Raw genomic sequence first — 20,187 nt, 5'->3', positions numbered from 1 at the left:
CAAACGGAAAAGTATGGGGTGGTGAAATGACAAGATTTAAAATTGAGGATGATTTTTACCTAGATGGGAAACCATTCAAAATTTTATCTGGTGCCATTCATTATTTTAGAATTCCTGAAGAGGACTGGTATCATTCATTATACAATCTCAAGGCTTTAGGTTTCAACACTGTTGAAACATACGTCGCTTGGAATTTGCATGAGCCAACTGAAGGAAACTTCAATTTTGAAGGCAATCTTAATATTGACAAATTTCTTCAGACAGCTCAGGATTTAGGCTTGTATGCTATTGTACGACCATCTCCTTTCATCTGTGCAGAGTGGGAGTTCGGTGGTTTACCAGCATGGCTTTTAAATAAAGACATGCGAATCCGTTCCTCTGATCCAGCCTATGTAGAAATGGTAGGACGATACTACGATCATTTACTTCCACGTCTTGTTTCAAGATTGTTGGATAATGGTGGTAACATCCTCATGATGCAGGTTGAAAATGAGTACGGCTCCTATGGTGAAGACAAGACATACTTGCGTGAGATTCGCCGATTGATGGAAGAACGTTCAGTTACTTGTCCGCTCTTTACATCTGATGGACCATGGCGAGCTACTTTGAAAGCTGGAACCTTGATCGAAGATGATCTCTTTGTAACAGGAAACTTTGGCTCGAAAGCTAACTTCAACTTCTCACAAATGCAAGAGTTCTTTGATGAGTATGGTAAGAAATGGCCGCTCATGTGTATGGAATTCTGGGATGGATGGTTTAATCGTTGGAAAGAACCAGTCATCACGCGTGATGCAGAAGAGTTGGCAGAAGCTGTTCACGAGGTTCTAGAGCAAGGCTCTATCAACCTTTACATGTTCCACGGTGGAACCAACTTTGGTTTTATGAATGGTTGTTCAGCTCGAGGAACCATTGATTTACCACAAGTAACATCTTATGATTATGATGCTCTTCTTGATGAAGCTGGAAATCCAACTGCTAAATACATGGCAGTTAAAGAAATGATGGCTACTTATTATCCTGAGTATCCACAATTGGAACCGCTTTACAAAGAAAGTATGGAAGTTGAAAACATTCCACTGGTTGAGAAAGTTTCTCTATTTGAAACCTTAGATAGTTTAACAAGTCCAACTGAAAGTCTCTATCCTAAGAAAATGGAAGAGTTGGGACAAAGCTACGGCTACCTTCTCTATCGTACAGAAGCTAGCTGGGATGCAGAAGAAGAACGCATCCGCATCATTGATGGACGCGATAGAGCTCAACTATTTGTAGATAGGAAATGGGTCGCAACCCAGTACCAGACTGAAATTGGAGAAGATATCTTCTATCAAGGAGAAAAGAAAGCGCTCTCTAGATTTGACATCCTTATTGAAAATATGGGGCGTGTCAATTACGGGCATAAGTTCCTAGCCGATACACAACGAAAAGGAATTCGAACTGGTGTCTGCAAAGACCTACACTTTATGCTTAATTGGGAACACTATCCGCTTCCACTTGATAATCCTGAAAAGATTGATTTTTCAAAAGGATGGACAGAAGGACAACCTGCCTTTTACGCCTTTGACTTTGAAGTCAAGGAGCCCAAGGACACCTACTTGGAACTTTCTGAGTTTGGCAAAGGGGTTGCCTATGTCAACGGCCGTAATCTAGGACGTTTCTGGAATGTTGGTCCAACCTTATCGCTTTATATTCCACACAGCTATCTCAAAGAAGGTGCTAACCGCATCATTATCTTTGAAACTGAAGGGGATTATAAAGAACACATACATTTAACTCGTAAACCTACACTAAAACACATAAAGGGGGAAAACTTATGACAATTGTAGGATGCCGTATCGATGGACGTTTGATCCACGGACAAGTAGCCAATCTTTGGTCTGCTAAACTCAATGTTTCACGTATCATGGTCGTTGACAATGAGGTTGTGAACAACGATGTTGAAAAGAGCGGATTGAAACTTGCAACACCACCAGGTGTAAAACTTAGTATCTTGCCGGTTGATAAAGCGGCAGCGAATATCCTTGCTGGCAAATATGACAGCCAACGTCTCTTGATTGTAGCACGCAAACCTGACCGTTTCCTTGGTTTGGTTGAAGCAGGCGTATCGCTTGAAACAGTCAATGTCGGCAACATGTCTCAAACACCAGAAACTCGTTCTATCACACGTTCAATCAACGTTGTAGATAAAGACGTAGAAGATTTCCACAAATTGGCGGAAAAAGGTGTTAAACTTACTGCTCAAATGGTTCCAAATGATCCAGTTTCAGACTTTTTGAGCTTATTAAAATAGGAAAAAATTTTTAGGAGGTCATTGTTATGATACAATGGTGGCAAATTTTACTTCTCACTCTGTACTCAGCTTATCAAATCTGTGATGAGTTGACGATCGTTTCTTCTGCAGGTTCCCCTGTATTCGCTGGTTTCATTACTGGTTTGATCATGGGAGATTTGACAACTGGTTTGTTTATCGGTGGTAGCTTGCAGTTGTTTGTCCTTGGGGTAGGTACCTTCGGTGGTGCTTCTCGTATCGACGCAACTTCTGGTGCGGTTCTTGCGACAGCTTTCTCAGTTTCACAAGGTATCGAAACAGATCTTGCGATCACTACAATCGCTGTACCAGTAGCGGCACTTTTGACTTACTTCGACGTACTTGGTCGTATGACTACTACATTCTTCGCACACCGTATTGATGCTGCGATCGAACGCTTTGACTATAAAGCAATCGAACGTAACTACCTTCTTGGTGCGCTTCCATGGGCTGCTTCTCGTGCCCTTCCAGTATTCTTCGCCCTTGCTTTTGGTGGAGAATTCGTACAAGCAGTTGTAAACCTTGTTAAAGAATTCCAATGGGTTGCAGACGGTTTGACTCTTGCAGGTCGTATGCTTCCAGGTCTTGGATTCGCTATCTTGCTTCGTTACCTTCCAGTTAAACGTAACCTTCACTACCTTGCTATGGGATTCGGTTTGACAGCTATGTTGACTGTTCTTTACTCATACGTAACAGGTCTTGGTGGAGCAGTTGCTGGTATCATTGGCACTCTTCCTGCTGACGTTGCTGAAAAAATTGGCTTTGCCAACAACTTCAAAGGATTGTCTATGATCGGTATCTCTATCGTAGGTATCTTCCTTGCGGTTGTTCACTTCAAGAACAGCCAAAAAGTTGCTGTAGCAGCACCTTCTACACCATCAGAAAGTGGGGAAATTGAAGATGACGAATTCTAATTACAAATTAACAAAAGAAGATTTTAATCAAATTAACAAACGTAGCTTGTTCACTTTCCAATTGGGATGGAACTACGAGCGTATGCAAGCATCAGGTTACCTTTACATGATCTTGCCACAATTGCGTAAAATGTATGGAGATGGAACTCCTGAGTTGAAAGAAATGATGAAAGTTCATACTCAATTCTTCAACACTTCACCATTCTTCCACACAATCATCGCTGGTTTTGACCTTGCTATGGAAGAAAAAGATGGCGTTGGCTCAAAAGATGCGGTTAACGGTATCAAGACAGGTTTGATGGGACCATTCGCTCCTCTTGGAGATACAATCTTTGGTTCACTTGTACCTGCTATCATGGGATCTATCGCTGCAACAATGGCTATCGCTGGTCAACCTTGGGGTATCTTCCTTTGGATCGCAGTTGCAGTAGCGTATGACATCTTCCGTTGGAAACAATTGGAATTTGCATACAAAGAAGGGGTTAACCTTATCAACAACATGCAAAGCACTTTGACAGCTTTGATTGAAGCTGCATCTGTACTTGGTGTGTTCATGATGGGTGCTCTTGTAGCAACAATGATTAACTTTGAAATTTCATACAAATTGCCAATCGGTGAAAAAATGATTGACTTCCAAGACATCTTGAACTCAATCTTCCCACGCTTGCTTCCAGCAATCTTTACAGCATTCATCTTCTGGTTGCTTGGTAAGAAAGGTATGAACTCAACTAAAGCAATCGGTATCATCATTGCTCTTGCAGTTGGACTTTCATTCATCGGTAAATTTGTACTTGGAATGGGCGCATAATTTATGACTAAATCATTGATTTTAGTGAGCCATGGACGTTTCTGTGAAGAACTTAAAGGTAGCACAGAAATGATTATGGGTCCACAAGAAAATATTCATGCAGTTGCTCTTCTTCCAGAAGATGGACCAGAAGATTTCACTGCGAAATTTGAAGCTGCTGTCGAAGGTTTGGATGATTTCCTAGTCTTTGCTGACCTCCTTGGTGGAACACCATGTAATGTGGTGAGCCGTCTGATTATGGAAGGTCGTGACATCGAACTTTACGCAGGAATGAATCTTCCAATGGTGATTGAGTTTATCAATGCGAGCCTAACCGGCGCTGATGCAGATTATAAAAATCGTGCTTCAGAGAGCATTGTCAAAGTTAATGATTTATTGGCAAGCTTCGACGACGATGAAGATGAATAATACTCTTCAAAAATCAAATTCAAACCACGTCAGCTTCGCCTTGCCGTACTTGAGTACAGCCTTCGGCTAGCTTCCTAGTTTGCTCTTTGATTTTCATTGAGTATACGATGTGACAACGTGAAAACCGTTAGAGCATTTTATATAGAATATACATGGGAATGGGGCTTACTCCCATTCCCATATTTTAAATAAAAAATAATATAATAATAGATTAGAGGGACTCAATGCTAGATTATACAAAAGAAGAATTGCTTGAGTTGGGGGCAGAAATCACAACACGCGAGATCTACCAACAACCAGATGTTTGGAAAGAAGCTTTTGAAGCTTATCAAGCACGACGTGATGAAATTGCAGCTTTCTTGCAAGGAATTGCAGATAAGCATGACTATATCAAAGTAATCCTAACTGGTGCTGGAACTTCTGCTTATGTAGGTGATACTCTGGTTCCTTACTTTAAGGAAGTTTATGATGAACGTAAATGGAATTTCAATGCTATCGCGACAACTGATATCGTAGCTAATCCACAAACTTATTTAAAAAAAGACGTGGCAACTGTTTTGGTATCATTTGCACGTAGTGGAAACTCACCTGAGAGTGTAGCAACCGTTGACTTGGCTAAGGCCTTGGTTGATGAGCTTTATCAAGTGACTATTACTTGTGCGGCTGAAGGGAAATTGGCTCTTCAAGCTCATGGTGATGACCGCAACCTCTTGTTGCTACAACCAGCTGCTTCTAACGATGCTGGCTTTGCTATGACTTCAAGCTTCACTTCAATGATGTTGACAGCCCTTTTGGTATTTGATCCAACAGAATTTGCTGTTAAAGCTGAACGTTTTGAAGTGCTATCTAGTTTAGCTCGTAAAGTCCTTGATAATGTAGCAGATGTCAAAGAGTTGGTTGACCTAGAATTTAACCGTGTCATCTACTTAGGTGCGGGCCCATTCTTCGGACTTGCTCACGAAGCACAGCTTAAAATTTTGGAATTGACTGCTGGTCAAGTAGCGACTATGTATGAAAGCCCAGTTGGCTTCCGTCATGGTCCAAAATCTTTGATCAATGAAGATACAGTTGTTTTGGTATTTGGTTCAACCACAGACTACACTCGCAAGTATGATTTGGACTTGGTTCGTGAAGTTGCTGGCGATCAAATTGCTCGTCGTGTTGTTCTATTGAGTGACCAGACCTTCGGCCTTGAAAATGTTAAGGAAGTAGCACTTGGATGCGGTGGGGTTCTGAATGATGTTTACCGTGTCTTCCCTTACATCATTTATGGTCAACTGTTCTCGCTCTTAACTTCGCTTAAAGTTGGTAACAGACCAGATACACCATCTCCTACTGGTACTGTAAACCGTGTAGTTCAAGGTGTTATCATCCATGAGTTTAAATAAAGAGGATAAAGTTATGAGTAAATTAAAATTAAGCCCAAATAAACTTGCTTGTATGCAAAAACTCTCTGATGAAAATGGTATCATCTCAGCTCTTGCTTTTGACCAACGTGGTGCTTTGAAACGCCTCATGGCTCAATACCAAACAGAAGAGCCAACAGTAGCTCAAATGGAAGAACTTAAAGTCTTGGTAGCAGATGAATTGACAAAATATGCTTCATCAATGCTTCTTGACCCTGAATATGGTCTTCCAGCAACCAAAGCACTTGCTCCAAATGCAGGTCTGCTCCTTGCTTATGAAAAAACTGGATACGACACAACAAGCACAAAACGTTTGCCAGACTGCTTGGATGTTTGGTCTGCAAAACGTATCAAAGAACAAGGTGCAGATGCTGTTAAGTTCTTGCTTTACTATGACGTAGATAGCTCTGACGAACTCAACCAACAAAAACAAGCCTACATCGAACGTATTGGTTCTGAGTGTGTGGCTGAAGACATTCCATTCTTCCTTGAAATCTTGGCTTATGATGAAAAGATTGCTGATGCAGGTTCTGCAGAATACGCTAAAGTAAAACCACGTAAGGTTATCGGTGCTATGAAAGTCTTCTCCGATCCACGTTTCAACATTGATGTCTTGAAAGTGGAAGTTCCAGTTAACGTGAAATACGTTGAAGGCTTTGGTGATGGCGAAATCGTTCATACACGTGAAGAAGCAGCTGCTTTCTTCAAAGCTCAGGACGAAGCTACTAACCTTCCATACATCTACTTGAGTGCAGGTGTATCCGCTAAACTCTTCCAAGAAACTCTTGTATTTGCCCACGAATCAGGCGCAAACTTCAACGGAGTTCTTTGTGGACGTGCAACATGGGCTGGATCAGTTGAAGCTTACATCAAAGATGGTGAAGCAGCAGCTCGCGAATGGCTTCGTACAACTGGATTTGAAAACATTGATGAACTCAATAAAGTACTTCAAACAACAGCTACTTCATGGACTGAACGTGTAGAAGCATAGATCAGAAATAGAAGGAATTACTTTTGTTAAGAAAATATTTATGGTTTCTTGACAAAGGTGTTTGTAAATCATACAATAAAACCATAGAACGTGAATGCGCTTTCTATGGTTTGTTTACTTAATTGAATTAGAAAAAGGAGAGAAGGATGAAAGCATACACAGAACGTGTATTTGGGAAAGTTGATGGCAAGGATGTCCTCGCTTACCGTTTTGAAACGGAGGCAGGATACCAACTGGAAATCATGACTTATGGAGCAACAATTTTACGCTATGTAACTCCAGATAAGGCTGGCAATTTTGCCAATGTTATCCTAGGTTTTGACGATTTCGAAAGCTATGTGGGAAATAGCCCTAAACATGGAGCAAGTGTAGGTCCAGTTGCAGGTCGTATCGCAGGTGCAACATTTGAACTCAATGGGAAGACCTATGAACTAGAAGTCAACAACGCTAGCAACTGTAACCACAGTGGCTCAACTGGTTGGGATTCTAGCTTGTTTGAGCTAGTCGAAGTGAATGATCATGGTTTGACTCTTTACACAGAAAGAGCAGACGGGACTGGAGGTTTCCCTGGAAATCTTAAGATCTGGATTAGCTACCACTTGGAAGAAAGTGGTGCCTACGAAGTTAGTTACAAGGTAACGACAGACCAGGATACCTTGGTCAATCCAACCAACCATAGCTATTTTAACCTGTCAGGCGATTTCACTCAGACTGTTGATCGCCATGTCTTCCAATTGAACACTGAGGGGATTTATCCAATTGCTCCTGATGGTGTCCCAGCTAAAACTCCAGATGCTAACCGTGATGTGGTTAAACATATCTACAATGGTGCTTTGTTGAAAGATATCTTTGCAGAAGAAGATGAGCAAATCCAACTCGTATCTGGTTTGGACCATCCATTTGCGCTACCTGCAGGACATGACAATGCTGGTTTCCTTTATGATCAAAACTCAGGTCGTTTCTTACTCTTTAAGACAGAGGCTCCTTGCTTTGTGGTCTACACAGCAAACTTTGTGGATGAGAGTGTCATCATCGCTGGTCAGCCAATGATTCAGCACAATGGGATTGCTCTTGAAGCGCAAGCTTTACCAGATGCTATTCATAGCGATCTTAAAGATCAAGTCATTCTCAAAGCAGGTGAAACTTTCACCAGCAAAACTCGTTACGAGCTTGTCGTGAAATAATAAAAATTCTCTGAAGTCATTCGATTTCAGAGAATTTTTTTCTTATTCTTCATCTGGTGTGAGAATCATCGGGATGATAATTGGTTCACGTTCAGTATTTTCGTAAAGGAATGGTCGAATGGCGTTTACGATAGCGCCATTGACAGATTGGACGCTGGCATCTTTGTTTTTCAAAGCGATGCGAATTGCATTGAAAAGGATACGTTGGCTTTGGCGAATCAAGTCACCAGATTCTCGCATGTAGACAAATCCACGACTGAGGATATCTGGACCAGAAATAATCATCTGAGACTTGAAGTCTACCGTTGCGACAGCAAGTACGACACCATCTTCAGATAGATCTCGGCGATCTTTAAGCACAGCTGCACCGATTTCACCGATACGATTACCATCAACGTAGATATCTTGGGCGTTGAAATGACCTGCGATACGGGCAGAGTTTGCAGTGAGGGCAAGCACATCACCATTACTCATGATAAAGATATTGTCCTTCTCTACGCCAGTATCCACCGCTAGTCCAGCGTGGACTTTTTGCATGCGGTATTCACCATGAACAGGCATGAAGTATTTTGGCTTAATCAAGCGGAGCATAAGTTTTTGCTCTTGCTGACCACCGTGTCCAGATGTATGGATGTTGTTAATCTTACCATGGATTACTTCAACACCAGCTTCAGAAATGATGTTAATCAATTTGTTAACACTAGTGGTGTTTCCTGGAATTGGGCTAGATGAGAAGATAACGGTATCACCAGGTTGGAGTTGCACTTGACGGTGAGTTCCGTTAGCGATACGAGAGAGAGCAGCCATAGGCTCACCCTGACTTCCCGTACAGAGGATAAGAATCTCACCCGCAGGATAGTCTTTGATTTCATTTGGCTCGATGAAGGTTCCTTTAGGCGCCTTGATGTAGCCGAGTTCAATCCCATTGACAATGGCTTTTTCCATAGAGCGCCCAAAGACTGCGATTTTACGACCAGTCTTAACAGCAGCTTCCGTTGCTTGCTGGAGACGGAAGATATTTGAGGCAAAGGATGCAAAGATGATACGTCCTTCGATACCTTGGATAATCTTCATGATCGACTGGCCGACAACCTTTTCAGAGTTTGTAAAGGTTGGAACCTCAGCATTGGTCGAGTCAGAGAGTAAGCAAAGCACTCCGTCTTCACCTAGGGCTGCCATACGGTGCAAGTCTGCAGGTTCACCAACTGGTGTAAAGTCAAACTTGAAGTCACCTGTACAGACGATTTTCCCTTGAGGGGTATGGATGACAATTCCCAATGGTTCTGGAATCGAGTGGGTTGTTCTAAAGAAAGTTGCTTTAAGGTTTTTAAAGGTCAACTCCGTGTTGTGGTTGATTTCGTGAAGTGTAGCATTGCGCAAAAGTCCATGCTCTTCGAGTTTTCCACGGATCAAGGCAAGGGCCAGTGGACCAGCATAGATAGGGATGTTTGCTTGCTTGAGCAAGAAAGGAATCCCTCCGATATGGTCCTCGTGTCCGTGTGTAATCAAGAGAGCCTTGACGCGGTCGATATTTTCTACAATATAAGAGTAATCAGGGATAACGTAGTCGATACCAAGTAGGTCATCCTCAGGGAATTTAATCCCTGCATCAACGATGATGATTTCGTCTTGATATTCGATACCATATGTGTTTTTTCCGATTTCTCCTAGACCACCAATGGCAAAAACGCCGACTTCTTCTGGTTTAAGAGTGTAGGCCATATTAGAACTCCGTAATTTCGAATGCGCCAGTTTCTTTTTCGTAGTCTAGCAATTTGTCAGACAAGAGTTCGATATACTCGATATTATATTCTGGACGATTTTCTTCGACAAGTTGGCGAGCAGCGATACGTCCTTCAAGTTCTGAACTAGCATCGATGTCTAAGTATAGTGAGCGTGTTGTTTCACGACGTGGGCTACGGTCTTTTGTTTCTTGATAAAAAACTTTGTAAATCATATGTTTCCTTTCTGCTTTCAGGTCAGCTATATTCAAAAATGCTCAGTTTGAAGCTGGTTTGATTCCAGTTCATTTTTTGTCTTTATTGACCTTGATTCGTTACAATTATCTCAATTATAACATAAAAAGGGGAATTAGTAAAAGCAGGAAACATGAAAGTAAGGAGCTTGAAATGGGTTTCATTTTACCTTGTATAAGTATTTGAAGCCATCAGATGCAAGTGCTATAATAAAGTTATAAGAGACGTCTCCATATCAAGTAGGTTGAAAGATGAATGGCCTATTTACTTTTGCTATCGGTATTCGTTTGGTAGCTTTTATGATTTTTGTTGCCTGTGTTTACGGAGGAAATGTTTTATATACCCGGCTAGAGTATCGGAAAGCCAAACTCATTTGGAAGATTGGCTTTGTAACACTGTATTCCATTTTCCTCCTTCTTGTAACCTATGTGGTCTGGTTTGTATTTTACTTTGGATTAAATACTTAAATGCTCGTCCTGTCTGTTTGGCAGGACAATTTTGTTTCAAGATAAAGAAAATTCCCATGCGCCTTCTTTTGTAGTATAATAGTAAGCAGACAAAAAGATAGGAATGTGTTATGAAAGTATTAGCTTTTGATACGTCCAGCAAGGCTCTTTCTCTAGCTATTTTAGAGGAAAAGCAGCTTCTTGCCGAGACGACTATTAATATCAAGAAAAATCACAGTATCACTCTGATGCCTGCTATCGATTTTTTGATGGCAAGTTTGGATTTGACACCCAAGGATTTGGATCGAATCGTAGTGGCAGAGGGGCCAGGTAGCTACACAGGTTTGCGAATCGCAGTAGCGACTGCCAAGACTTTGGCTCATACTCTGAACATCGAGTTAGTTGGGATGTCTAGCCTTTTAGCCCTGGTGCCGAGCCAGCAGGAAGGTTTGGTTGTCCCTTTGATGGACGCACGCCGTAACAATGTGTATGCAGGATTTTATGAAAATGCTCAACCTGTCTTTCCCGAAGCTCACCTGTCTTTCGAGGAGGTTCTAGAGCAAGTCAAAGATGCTGATCAGGTAACCTTTGTCGGTGAAGTGGGAGCCTTTGTGGATCAAATCCAAGAACAATTGCCACAAGCCAACTATCTAGAAACCTTACCAAACGCAGCCGATCTTGCTCTTTGGGCCTGGGACAAGGGAGCAGACTCCTTGCATGATTTTGTGCCGAATTACCTTAAGCGTGTCGAAGCTGAGGAAAACTGGCTCAAGAATCACACCGAGTCTGGTGAGTCATACATTAAACGCCTATGATAGAGATTAAACGAATCCAACAGCAGCCTGACTTGGCTCAAGCTATCTACGCTGTTATGGTAGATGTGTATTTAGTCAGTCCTTGGACGTTGGAACAAATCCAAGCAGACCTGTCCCAAGACCAGACCTGGTATGCATTGGCTTATGAAGGGACAGAAGTGGTAGGTTTTTTAGCTGTTCAGGAAAATAACTTTGAAGCAGAAGTCCTGCAAATTGCTGTTAAAGGAGCCTATCAGGGTCAGGGAATTGCGTCAGCCTTATTTGCTCAATTACCGACAGATAAGGAGATTTTCCTCGAAGTCAGAAAGTCAAATCAACGAGCACAGGCATTTTATAAGAAAGAAAAGATGGCAGTCATCGCTGAGCGAAAGGCCTATTACCATGATCCAGTCGAGGACGCCATTATCATGAAGAGAGAAATAGATGAAGGATAGATATATTTTAGCATTTGAGACATCCTGTGATGAGACTAGTGTCGCCGTACTGAAAAACGACGACGAGCTCTTGTCCAATGTCATTGCTAGTCAAATTGAGAGTCACAAACGTTTTGGGGGCGTAGTTCCTGAAGTGGCTAGTCGTCACCATGTTGAGGTCATTACAGCCTGTATCGAGGAGGCGCTGGCAGAAGCAGGGATTACAGAAGAAGATGTAACAGCTGTTGCGGTTACTTACGGACCAGGCTTGGTCGGAGCCTTGCTTGTTGGTTTGTCAGCTGCCAAGGCCTTTGCTTGGGCACATGGACTTCCGCTGATTCCCGTTAACCACATGGCTGGCCACCTCATGGCAGCTCAAAGTGTGGAGCTTTTGGAATTCCCCTTACTAGCTCTATTAGTCAGTGGTGGACACACAGAGTTGGTCTATGTTTCTGAGGCTGGTGATTATAAGATTGTTGGTGAAACCCGTGATGATGCGGTTGGTGAGGCCTATGATAAGGTCGGACGTGTCATGGGCTTGACCTATCCAGCAGGTCGAGAGATTGATGAGTTGGCTCATCAAGGTCAGGATATTTATGATTTCCCTCGTGCCATGATTAAGGAAGACAATCTGGAGTTCTCATTCTCAGGTTTGAAATCTGCCTTTATCAATCTTCACCACAATGCCGAGCAAAAGGGAGAAAGGCTGTCTAGAGAAGATTTGTGTGCTTCCTTCCAAGCTGCAGTCATGGATATTCTCATGGCTAAAACCAAGAAAGCCCTGGAGAAATATCCTGTTAAAACTCTAGTCGTGGCTGGTGGTGTAGCAGCTAACAAAGGATTAAGAGAACGCTTGGCAGCTGAAATCACTGACGTCAAGATCATCATTCCACCTCTGCGTCTTTGCGGAGACAATGCAGGCATGATTGCCTATGCCAGCGTCAGCGAGTGGAACAAAGAAAACTTTGCAGGCTTGGAGCTAAATGCCAAACCTAGCCTTGCTTTTGATACTATAGAATGAAAAGTCAGCTTGAAGCTGGCTTTTTTGCTAAAATATTTTATAATATGTTAAAAAAGTAAAAAGTTTTTACGAATAGAATAGTAAAGGGAATTTTAAAAAGGGAGTTTGGCAATGATTGAAAAACAGGAATTAGGAGAATTTTACAAGGAATTGCGACTGGCAAGAAAGCTAAAGCAGTCAGATGTGGCTTGTGCTGGACTAACAGCATCTCAGCTATCCAAGTTTGAGTTAGGTCAGTCTATGCTGTCTGCAGATAAGCTGATTCTAGCCATCCAAGGGATAAATGTGACCTTTGATGAGTTTGGGCACAAGCTCAACAACTACCAAGAATCTCCACATATGCGATTTGGTAGAAGGATTGTGGATCGCTTTGCCCATCAAGATATAGCTGGTTTAGAGCAATTGTTGAAAGAAGTCGAGCAAGAACAGATGGCGCAGACTTATCGTCGTTTGAATGCTATTGTGATTAAAGATGCTATCCATTCACTAGATAAAAGCTACCCACTTGCAGAGGAGGATAGTGAGTTTTTGACTACCTATCTCTATGCTATCGAGTCTTGGACCTGGTTTGAACTCTATATCTTTTGCAATACCATGCCTTTCTTGAGCAATCAAGATTTGATCTTTTTATCCACCTCTTTACTCGAAAAATCCAAGGAATTTAAAGAATTGGCACACAATAGACTGTATATGAAAAGTTGCTTTCTAAATATCATCTCAGAGCTCATGGAGCGCAAACTTTTCTCTTACATCCCAATCTTTGAAGCTGAGTTGGAGAGTATGCTTCGCCCGTATGATGTTTTTGAGAAAGTATCATGGCAATTTTTAAAGAAATTGAGTGTTTTCCTTCAGACCAAGGGAAGCAATCAAAAAGAGATTGAACACTTTATCCAATCTCTGCAAATATTAGAAACCCCACAATTATCAGAACTTTTTAAATTGCGTTTTCAGCAATACAAAGAACTTATCGATTAATTAGAAACGGGAAGACGATAACCCACTCCGAAATAAGCAGGAGTATCAGTTGGATTTTTCTTTTTTTCATCATTATATCCCTCCTTGTTAGTAATAACTTTATTATACCAGTGAAATAATCAAATCTACTAAAATCGCAAATGTGAAATTCCTACCAGAAAAAATGTCAAATATGCGATTTTTTAAAATATGGAATTTTTCGTGTTATACTGTCCTTGTAAAGCACTTGAAGCAAATCCTAGGTCGCAGAAGTGGTTTATAAATTAAGATAATTGAAGGAGTGTAAAAGATGTTAAATTTACAATTTGCAGAAACAATGGAATTGACAGAAGCTGAATTGGAGAAGGTTTATGGAGGAAGAGCATATCCTCCATTGGAATCTGGTGGAGGAAGTCCTCTATGGCCAAACTACTTTAACTTTGCTCCTCCAGCTCCTGAGACTAGACGTCGTTATTGATATTTAAAGCCCTTGCCTTTTTCTTGGGTAGGGGCTGTCTTTATTTCATAGTATAGGAGAAAATAGAATGAAAAAGATAATCTTACATTCCTATTTTTTTGTAGCAATGCTACTCGTCATTGCTTACCAGTATCTCAGTGGTCTGATTTTACATAGCGACTTTGCCCTTGGACTATCTGACTTTGACTATTATCTGTCGGATATGACATTGCATTTTCTTGTAATTCTTATTACTCTTATTTTCATGGTTCAGTCAAGGAAATGGCAGGAAATTAACAGTAAGAAGTTTCGTTGGTCCTATTTGTTTTATTGTGTCTTGGCTTTTCTTTTGTTGTTCCTTTGGAATAGAGTTACCTTTTCTCTTTTTCCACCTACTAGAAATGCAATTTCTTATCAACATTACGCTCCGACTTTTACAGGGGCTACAGCATTTTTGATGTTCTTTCTCTATCCTGTCGTACTGGCTCCTGTTTTTGAAGAAATCATGTACCGGGGATTGGTGATAACAGCACTGGAAAAAGGCAAGAAATGGGGACTAGATGTACTTGGTTCGGCTGCTTTATTTGGTGTCTTGCACATTAGTAATCACGGTTGGGTCTTGACAGACTTTTTCGTATATATGGGTGGTGGTCTCATATTTGCAGTCTTATTTAGAGCAACAAAGTCAATTTATTGGACTATTGGACTGCATATAGTCTACAATGGTATTGGTCAAATACTTATGTTCTTGCACTAGGATTTAAAAAGATGAAAATTCCAGAGTATTTGATTTTGGTAAAAAGTTTTGAGTTGCTACGAGGAAACTTTATTTGAATTTGAGTTGGAGAGCATACTTCGCCCGTACGATGTTTTTGAGAAATTACTGTGGCAATTTTTAAAGAAATTGAGTGTTTTCCTTCAGACCAAGGGAAGTAATCAAAAAGAGATTGAACATTTTATCCAATCTCTACAAATATTAGAAAACCCACAATTAACAGCCCTTTTTGAATTACGCTTACAGCAATACAAAGCACTTATTGATTAGCTAGAAATGGAATGATAATAACCCACTCTGAAATGAGTAGAAGCATTAGTTGAATTTTTCTTTTCTTCATATCGTTTCCCTCCTTGTTGATAGCATCTTTATTATACCAGTGAAAGAGTCAAATCGACAAAAATCGCAAAAATGAAATTTCTATAAGAAAAAATATCAAATATGCGATTTTCCAAAATAGACTGATTTCCGTGCTATACTATTCTTGTAAAGCACTTGAAGTAAATCCTAGGTCGCAGAAGTGGTTTACGAATAAAATAATTGAAGGAGTGTAAATAATGTTGAATTTACAATTTGCAGAAACAATGGAACTAACAGAAGTGGAGTTGGAGACAGTTTATGGAGGAAACCTTGTGGTTAATCCAGGCAATGGTGGTGGAATTGCTTTACCGATTTGGGGAGGCGGAGGTATTGGACCAAGCCCTTACGGAGCTTTTGATTGGATGAAAGGACTCTGGGTAGGTTTGGCTGAAAGAAGACGCAAATAAAACTTAAAAGGATCAACTATGAAAAGGAAAGAAACGAAATTTTATCTAGAGACCATTTTAGTGCTCGTGTCCTATTACTTGATTTTTAATCTTGTAGCAAAATTAGACTCAGTGAACCAGTTATCCGATTTTGGATTTTATGGGATGCAAATTTTATTGATAGTAATTGAGGGAATTGTTGCTACTGTCATTCTTGTAAAGAGTCAACGCTGGAAAGAGTACGGTCGATTCCAGTTTCGTTGGTCCTATCTGGGTATCTTCTTTCTTTCCTTTATGTTGATGTTTTTGTGGGTAAATACAACGACTCGGATCTTTCCTAGTACGCAAAATGGGAGTGCAATTGTGAAAGAAGCAGCTAATTTGACAGGAATTAGTTACTTTATAACGCGCATTTTATATGGTAGTCTCATTGCTCCGATAGTTGAGGAGTTAGTTTTCCGTGGACTTCTGATGACAGCCCTATCTAAATTTAAAAAACACTATATTGACATCATCATTTCTTCCGCACTCTTTAGTCTCATCCATGTTTTACAATATGGATGGGTGTTAACAGACTTCATCGTTTATGCAGGAGCAGGTCTGATACTCTGTATGCTCTTTTGTTATACACGTTCAATTTATTGGTCAATGGCCCTTCACATCTTGTGGAATAGCTTTTTAATTATCGTCAGCTTATTGGTGTTTGGATTTTAGAAAGGTGAAATATGAAAAAGATCATCTCACGCTACTACTTTTTTGTAGCCATTCTACTTGTCATTGTTTACCAGTACTTCAGTGGTCTGGTTTTAAACAACGATTTTACTGCTGGTCTATCTAAATTTGGCTATTATTTTTCGGATATGATGTTGAACTTTTTTGTAGTTTTGCTTGCTCTTGTTGCCATGATTTGGTCAGGAAAATGGCAACAAATCAACAGTAGAAAATTTAAAGGGTCCTATCTTTTTTATTCCTTTTTAGCTTTTCTTGCTTTATTTATTTGGAATGTCATCAAATTTTTCCTATTCCCACCTACCCAAAATGGACTTGCTTACCAACTCGCTGCTCCAACTTTTACAGGCGCTACAGCATTTTTGATGTATTTTTTCTATCCTGTGATTGCAGGTCCCATTTTTGAAGAGATGATTTATCGTGGATTGGTGATGACCGCTTTGGAAAAAGGGAAAAAATGGGGACTGGACGTGTTTGGTTCTGCTGCTTTATTTGGAATTCTGCATATCAGTGATTATGGTTGGGTCTTGACAGACTTTTTCGTATATATGGGTGGCGGTATCATATTTGCGGTCTTGTTTAGAGTGACAAAGTCTATTTATTGGCCTATTGGACTACATATAGTCTATAACGGTATCGGGCATATACTTCCTTTGTTATTTTAGAGGATTTTGAGAATCATAAATCAAGGGAAGACTCCTCGTCGAGGTGCTTTTGCTTGGGCTGTAGATCCATCAGTTGAGTTGTTTAAGCATAGTAGAAGATAGAATACTATAGGAGTTGATTCAATGAAGAGAATGAAAGAAATGAAATTTCATCTAGCAACTGGCTTGTTGCTTTTGACCTATTACCTCATTTTTAATGTCATACCAGACTTAGATTTTACTGTAGCTTTGTCTGATGAGATCTACTATGTGTTCCAGGTTTTATTGGTACTTATCCTGGGAACTGTATCTACAATTATTTTTGTCAAAAGTGAACATTGGAAAGAATGTGGTCGCTTCCAGTTTCGTTGGTCTTACCTGGGTGTTTTTATTCTTTCTTTTTTCTTATTATTTGTTTGGGCAAATCTAGCAACACGTATCTTTCCTCGTACGCAAAATGGAAGTACGGTAGTGGAAGTAGCCACCAGTTTGACAGGAATTAGCTATTTTATTACGCGTGTACTTTACGGTAGCCTTATCGCACCTGTAGCAGAAGAAATCGTGTGTCGTGGTTTTTTGATGACAAGCTTGTCTAAATTTAAAAACTACTATATTGATGTTCTTGTTTCTGCTGCCATATTTGGCGCTATGCATGTTTTACAGCATGGTTGGATAACGACAGATTTCATACTCTACTTTGTAATGGGCTTGATATTTTGCATGATGTTTCGCTGTACACGCTCTATTTATTGGACTATAGCTTTACATGCTTCATGGAATACCTTCTTGCTTATTGTTAGTTTATTGGTGTTTGGATTTTAGAAGGGTGATATATGAAAAAGATAATCTCACGCTACTACTTGTTTGTAGCTATTCTACTTATCATGGCGGACCAGTTCTTCATCCGTCTGGTTTTACACAGCGACTTGGCTGCTGGTCTATCTGATTTTAGCTATTACTTTTCGGATATGATGTTAAATTTTCTTGTAGTTTTGCTTGCTCTTATTGTCATGATTTGGTCAGGAAAATGGCAACAAATCAATAGCAGAAAATTTAAAGTGTCCTATCTTTTCTATTCCTTTTTAGCTCTTCTGGCTTTTTTTGTTTGGAATTTCGTTACATTTTTTATTTTCCCGTCCACCCAAAATGAAATTTCTTATCAACTGGATCTTCCTACTTTTACAGGAGCTACGGCATTTTTGATGTATTTTTTCTATCCCGTGATTGCAGGTCCCATTTTTGAAGAGATGATCTATCGTGGATTGGTGATGACAGCTCTGGAAAAAGGGAAGAAGTGGGGACTGGATGTGCTTGGTTCGGCTGCTTTATTTGGAATCTTGCATATCAGTAGTCATGGTTGGGTCTTGACAGACTTTTTCGTATATATGGGTGGTGGTCTAATAATGGCAGTCTTTTTTAGAGTGACAAAGTCTATTTATTGGCCTATTGGACTGCATATAGTTAATAATGCCATTGGTCAAATTCTGCCCTTGTTATTTTAGTGGATTTTGAGAATTGTAAATAAAGGGAAAAGTCCCCATCGTGGTGCGAAGGAACTTCAGGGATCTTACTTTATTTTGAATTATTATATGACAAAAGGTATTCAAAAATAATTTCAAGGTTTCAATAACTTGCTTCCAAATTCAATCTTATTCAGTCAAGTTGTTATTGTCATGGTTTATCCAGTTTGTTGCAAACTCTAAACTATCAGGATAATTTAAATGTGAGTGAGAATGTGATTGAGTTTTTATTAAGTAGATCCAAAAGAGATAAAAATGGTATTTTGGTATTTGAATGTGAAGAAAGTTCAGATACATTATTTGATTTTGGTATCGGAAATCTAGGGATTTATTGGTCTATCCTTGGGAAAAGATTCCCATTTGAATTTAAAAAGGAGTTGTGATGAAAGTATTTCTTCAAAATAGAGATTTTAGACAATTAACTATCAACCAGTGGATTTCAACGGTTGGGGATACGATTTTTTATCTGGCCTTTTTAAATTATGTGGCAGATGCCTCTTTTGCCCCTTTGGCGATTTTACTCATCACGATTTCAGAAACCCTTCCTCAAGTTCTACAAATCTTTCTGGGAGTTTTGGCGGATTTTCAAGACCATCGTGTTTTGAAATATACAGTCATTAGTTTTGCAAAATTTTTGCTTTACTCTATAGTGTCCTTATCGCTTTCAGGGCAGTCCTTTTCCTTGCTATTAGTAGCATTTATTTGTCTGATTAACCTCTTGTCTGACACATTGAGTTATTTTTCAGGCGCCATGCTCACTCCGATTTTCATTAGAATTATTGGGCAAGAACATCTGGCAGAAGCTATTGGATTTAAACAGTCAACTGTTAGTTTAGTGAAAACAATCAGTAATATTCTAGGAGGAGTCTTACTAGGTATTCTATCCATCCAGTTTATTTCCTTACTGAACGCTCTTACCTTTTTAATCGCATTTTTAGGTATTCTTTTCATAAAAAATGACCTCTTGAAAGTAGAAAAAATTATTAGCTATCAAGAAGGGCTCTCTGTAAAATCCTTTTGCCAGCATTTGGTTCAATCATCGAAATTGATATGGAATATGAATCAGGTGCTCTTAGTTTTGTTTATTATCTCTATTAGTCAAGCAGTGATAAATGTTACAGTTCCTGTTTCTACTCTGTTTTTAAGGAATCAACCCTTTTTGAATTTACAAACAGGTCAATCTCTTGCCTTGCTTTCCACTCTGGAATTAGCAGCCCTTATTGTCGGAAGTTTTGTGAGTGGCTATCTGAAAAATACAATTTCCATAAAACTAGCTCTATATGCCTCACTTGCCATCCAATTACTCCTTTTAGTTGGCTTTGCGATAGTTCGTTTTGACTGGATTCTCATCTTTAGTGCTTTGGATGCCTTTTTTGCAGGTGTTCTCTCTCCTCGACTACAGGAACTCGTTTTTAAACAAATACCTGAGGAGTCAATGGGAGCGGTTCAATCCTCTATCGGCGCCATTACGGTTGTTTTACCTAGCTTATTTACAATAGCTTTGGTAACCATTGCTACTAGCTTTGGAACTCTGGCAGTTAGCTCTGTTTTATTGCTATTCCTTCTAGTTGCCTTTGTCATGCTCTTGAATATTCGTGAAAGTATTTAACGGAGAATTTGTATAATATGTGTTTGAGGCTGGTTTCCAGTCTTTTTCTGTTCTTGTCAATCAGCA

General features: G+C 40.0%; 23 protein-coding genes and 1 pseudogene. 22 read left to right on the top strand and 2 right to left on the bottom strand.

From position 1 onward, the window contains the following. Nucleotides 1-26: 26 nt before the first annotated feature. The 8 genes from QM874_RS04010 to QM874_RS03975 all read left to right on the top strand — a co-directional run bounded on the left by QM874_RS04010 (nucleotide 27) and on the right by QM874_RS03975 (nucleotide 8,016). On the top strand, nucleotides 27-1,814 hold the full coding sequence (locus QM874_RS04010; protein WP_414316306.1) for a glycoside hydrolase family 35 protein: 1,788 nt from the start codon (nucleotides 27-29) through the stop codon (nucleotides 1,812-1,814). Next, the gene (locus tag QM874_RS04005; RefSeq protein WP_414316305.1) at nucleotides 1,811-2,287 is read left to right on the top strand and encodes a PTS system mannose/fructose/N-acetylgalactosamine-transporter subunit IIB; all 477 of its coding nucleotides are present in this window, start codon (nucleotides 1,811-1,813) and stop codon (nucleotides 2,285-2,287) included. The genes QM874_RS04010 and QM874_RS04005 overlap by 4 nt, the downstream gene beginning before the upstream one ends. Nucleotides 2,288-2,313: 26 nt before the next feature. Next, nucleotides 2,314-3,219, top strand: a complete 906-nt coding sequence (locus tag QM874_RS04000) for a PTS mannose/fructose/sorbose/N-acetylgalactosamine transporter subunit IIC (protein WP_075232293.1) — start codon at nucleotides 2,314-2,316, stop codon at nucleotides 3,217-3,219. Beyond that, entirely contained in the window at nucleotides 3,206-4,027 is an 822-nt protein-coding gene (locus QM874_RS03995; protein WP_049509363.1) for a PTS system mannose/fructose/sorbose family transporter subunit IID, read from the top strand. Before QM874_RS04000 ends, QM874_RS03995 begins: the two co-directional genes overlap by 14 nt. A 3-nt stretch (nucleotides 4,028-4,030) precedes the next feature. Then, entirely contained in the window at nucleotides 4,031-4,435 is a 405-nt protein-coding gene (locus QM874_RS03990) for a PTS sugar transporter subunit IIA (RefSeq protein ID WP_414316304.1), read from the top strand. Between the two features lie 224 nt (nucleotides 4,436-4,659). Next, nucleotides 4,660-5,823, top strand: coding sequence for an SIS domain-containing protein (locus tag QM874_RS03985; RefSeq protein WP_414316303.1), 1,164 nt, complete (start codon nucleotides 4,660-4,662; stop codon nucleotides 5,821-5,823). 13 nt (nucleotides 5,824-5,836) lie between these two features. After that, on the top strand, nucleotides 5,837-6,832 hold the full coding sequence (lacD, locus tag QM874_RS03980) for a tagatose-bisphosphate aldolase (protein ID WP_414316302.1): 996 nt from the start codon (nucleotides 5,837-5,839) through the stop codon (nucleotides 6,830-6,832). Nucleotides 6,833-6,978: 146 nt separating this feature from the next. Continuing rightward, nucleotides 6,979-8,016, top strand: coding sequence for an aldose epimerase family protein (locus tag QM874_RS03975; RefSeq protein WP_414316301.1), 1,038 nt, complete (start codon nucleotides 6,979-6,981; stop codon nucleotides 8,014-8,016). A 42-nt stretch (nucleotides 8,017-8,058) separates the two neighbouring features. Here QM874_RS03975 and rnjA read toward each other — a convergent pair whose 3' ends face one another. Both rnjA and QM874_RS03965 read right to left on the bottom strand, forming a co-directional pair. Further along, nucleotides 8,059-9,738, bottom strand: a complete 1,680-nt coding sequence (rnjA, locus tag QM874_RS03970; RefSeq protein ID WP_414316300.1) for a ribonuclease J1 — start codon at nucleotides 9,736-9,738, stop codon at nucleotides 8,059-8,061. Between the two features lies 1 nt (nucleotide 9,739). Continuing rightward, complete coding sequence (locus tag QM874_RS03965; RefSeq protein ID WP_000639568.1) at nucleotides 9,740-9,973, bottom strand: DNA-dependent RNA polymerase subunit epsilon; 234 nt, start codon at nucleotides 9,971-9,973, stop codon at nucleotides 9,740-9,742. 270 nt (nucleotides 9,974-10,243) lie between these two features. Here QM874_RS03965 and QM874_RS03960 point away from each other — a divergent pair, with 270 nt between their 5' ends. From QM874_RS03960 to QM874_RS03895, 14 genes and pseudogenes are all read left to right on the top strand, one after another. Further along, the gene (locus QM874_RS03960) at nucleotides 10,244-10,459 is read left to right on the top strand and encodes a hypothetical protein (RefSeq protein ID WP_414316299.1); all 216 of its coding nucleotides are present in this window, start codon (nucleotides 10,244-10,246) and stop codon (nucleotides 10,457-10,459) included. Nucleotides 10,460-10,569: 110 nt separating this feature from the next. Further along, nucleotides 10,570-11,253, top strand: coding sequence for a tRNA (adenosine(37)-N6)-threonylcarbamoyltransferase complex dimerization subunit type 1 TsaB (gene tsaB, locus QM874_RS03955; protein ID WP_414316298.1), 684 nt, complete (start codon nucleotides 10,570-10,572; stop codon nucleotides 11,251-11,253). Next, the gene (gene rimI / locus QM874_RS03950; RefSeq protein WP_414316297.1) at nucleotides 11,250-11,687 is read left to right on the top strand and encodes a ribosomal protein S18-alanine N-acetyltransferase; all 438 of its coding nucleotides are present in this window, start codon (nucleotides 11,250-11,252) and stop codon (nucleotides 11,685-11,687) included. The genes tsaB and rimI overlap by 4 nt, the downstream gene beginning before the upstream one ends. Then, the gene (gene tsaD, locus QM874_RS03945; RefSeq protein ID WP_414316296.1) at nucleotides 11,677-12,687 is read left to right on the top strand and encodes a tRNA (adenosine(37)-N6)-threonylcarbamoyltransferase complex transferase subunit TsaD; all 1,011 of its coding nucleotides are present in this window, start codon (nucleotides 11,677-11,679) and stop codon (nucleotides 12,685-12,687) included. The genes rimI and tsaD overlap by 11 nt, the downstream gene beginning before the upstream one ends. A 111-nt stretch (nucleotides 12,688-12,798) precedes the next feature. Beyond that, nucleotides 12,799-13,662 carry an XRE/MutR family transcriptional regulator gene (locus tag QM874_RS03940; RefSeq protein WP_414316295.1) on the top strand — a complete coding sequence of 288 codons (864 nt, stop codon included), beginning with the start codon at nucleotides 12,799-12,801 and terminating at the stop codon, nucleotides 13,660-13,662. 289 nt (nucleotides 13,663-13,951) lie between these two features. Continuing rightward, nucleotides 13,952-14,119 (top strand): hypothetical protein, encoded by a 168-nt coding sequence (locus QM874_RS03935; RefSeq protein WP_414316294.1) that lies wholly within the window; start codon nucleotides 13,952-13,954, stop codon nucleotides 14,117-14,119. 67 nt (nucleotides 14,120-14,186) lie between these two features. Continuing rightward, the gene (locus tag QM874_RS03930) at nucleotides 14,187-14,855 is read left to right on the top strand and encodes a lysostaphin resistance A-like protein (protein WP_414316293.1); all 669 of its coding nucleotides are present in this window, start codon (nucleotides 14,187-14,189) and stop codon (nucleotides 14,853-14,855) included. 69 nt (nucleotides 14,856-14,924) lie between these two features. Further along, nucleotides 14,925-15,143: pseudogene (locus QM874_RS03925) on the top strand (MutR family transcriptional regulator); the annotation flags it as partial. Between the two features lie 287 nt (nucleotides 15,144-15,430). Beyond that, nucleotides 15,431-15,640: a hypothetical protein gene (locus QM874_RS03920; protein WP_049549461.1), complete on the top strand. Its 210-nt coding sequence runs from the start codon at nucleotides 15,431-15,433 to the stop codon at nucleotides 15,638-15,640. 18 nt (nucleotides 15,641-15,658) lie between these two features. Then, complete coding sequence (locus QM874_RS03915) at nucleotides 15,659-16,333, top strand: lysostaphin resistance A-like protein (protein ID WP_414316292.1); 675 nt, start codon at nucleotides 15,659-15,661, stop codon at nucleotides 16,331-16,333. An 11-nt stretch (nucleotides 16,334-16,344) separates the two neighbouring features. After that, on the top strand, nucleotides 16,345-17,013 hold the full coding sequence (locus QM874_RS03910) for a lysostaphin resistance A-like protein (RefSeq protein WP_414316291.1): 669 nt from the start codon (nucleotides 16,345-16,347) through the stop codon (nucleotides 17,011-17,013). A gap of 123 nt (nucleotides 17,014-17,136) precedes the next feature. Then, a complete protein-coding gene (locus QM874_RS03905) occupies nucleotides 17,137-17,814 on the top strand; it encodes a lysostaphin resistance A-like protein (protein ID WP_414316290.1) in 678 nt (225 codons plus the stop codon). Nucleotides 17,815-17,825: 11 nt separating this feature from the next. Next, on the top strand, nucleotides 17,826-18,494 hold the full coding sequence (locus tag QM874_RS03900) for a lysostaphin resistance A-like protein (protein WP_414316289.1): 669 nt from the start codon (nucleotides 17,826-17,828) through the stop codon (nucleotides 18,492-18,494). 400 nt (nucleotides 18,495-18,894) lie between these two features. Further along, nucleotides 18,895-20,121: an MFS transporter gene (locus tag QM874_RS03895; protein WP_414316288.1), complete on the top strand. Its 1,227-nt coding sequence runs from the start codon at nucleotides 18,895-18,897 to the stop codon at nucleotides 20,119-20,121. Nucleotides 20,122-20,187 lie beyond the last annotated feature (66 nt).

Origin of the sequence: Streptococcus infantis, from assembly GCF_047463615.1 — a bacterium.
GTDB lineage: Bacteria > Bacillota > Bacilli > Lactobacillales > Streptococcaceae > Streptococcus > Streptococcus infantis_X.
This window is presented reverse-complemented; position numbering and strand designations above follow the sequence as displayed.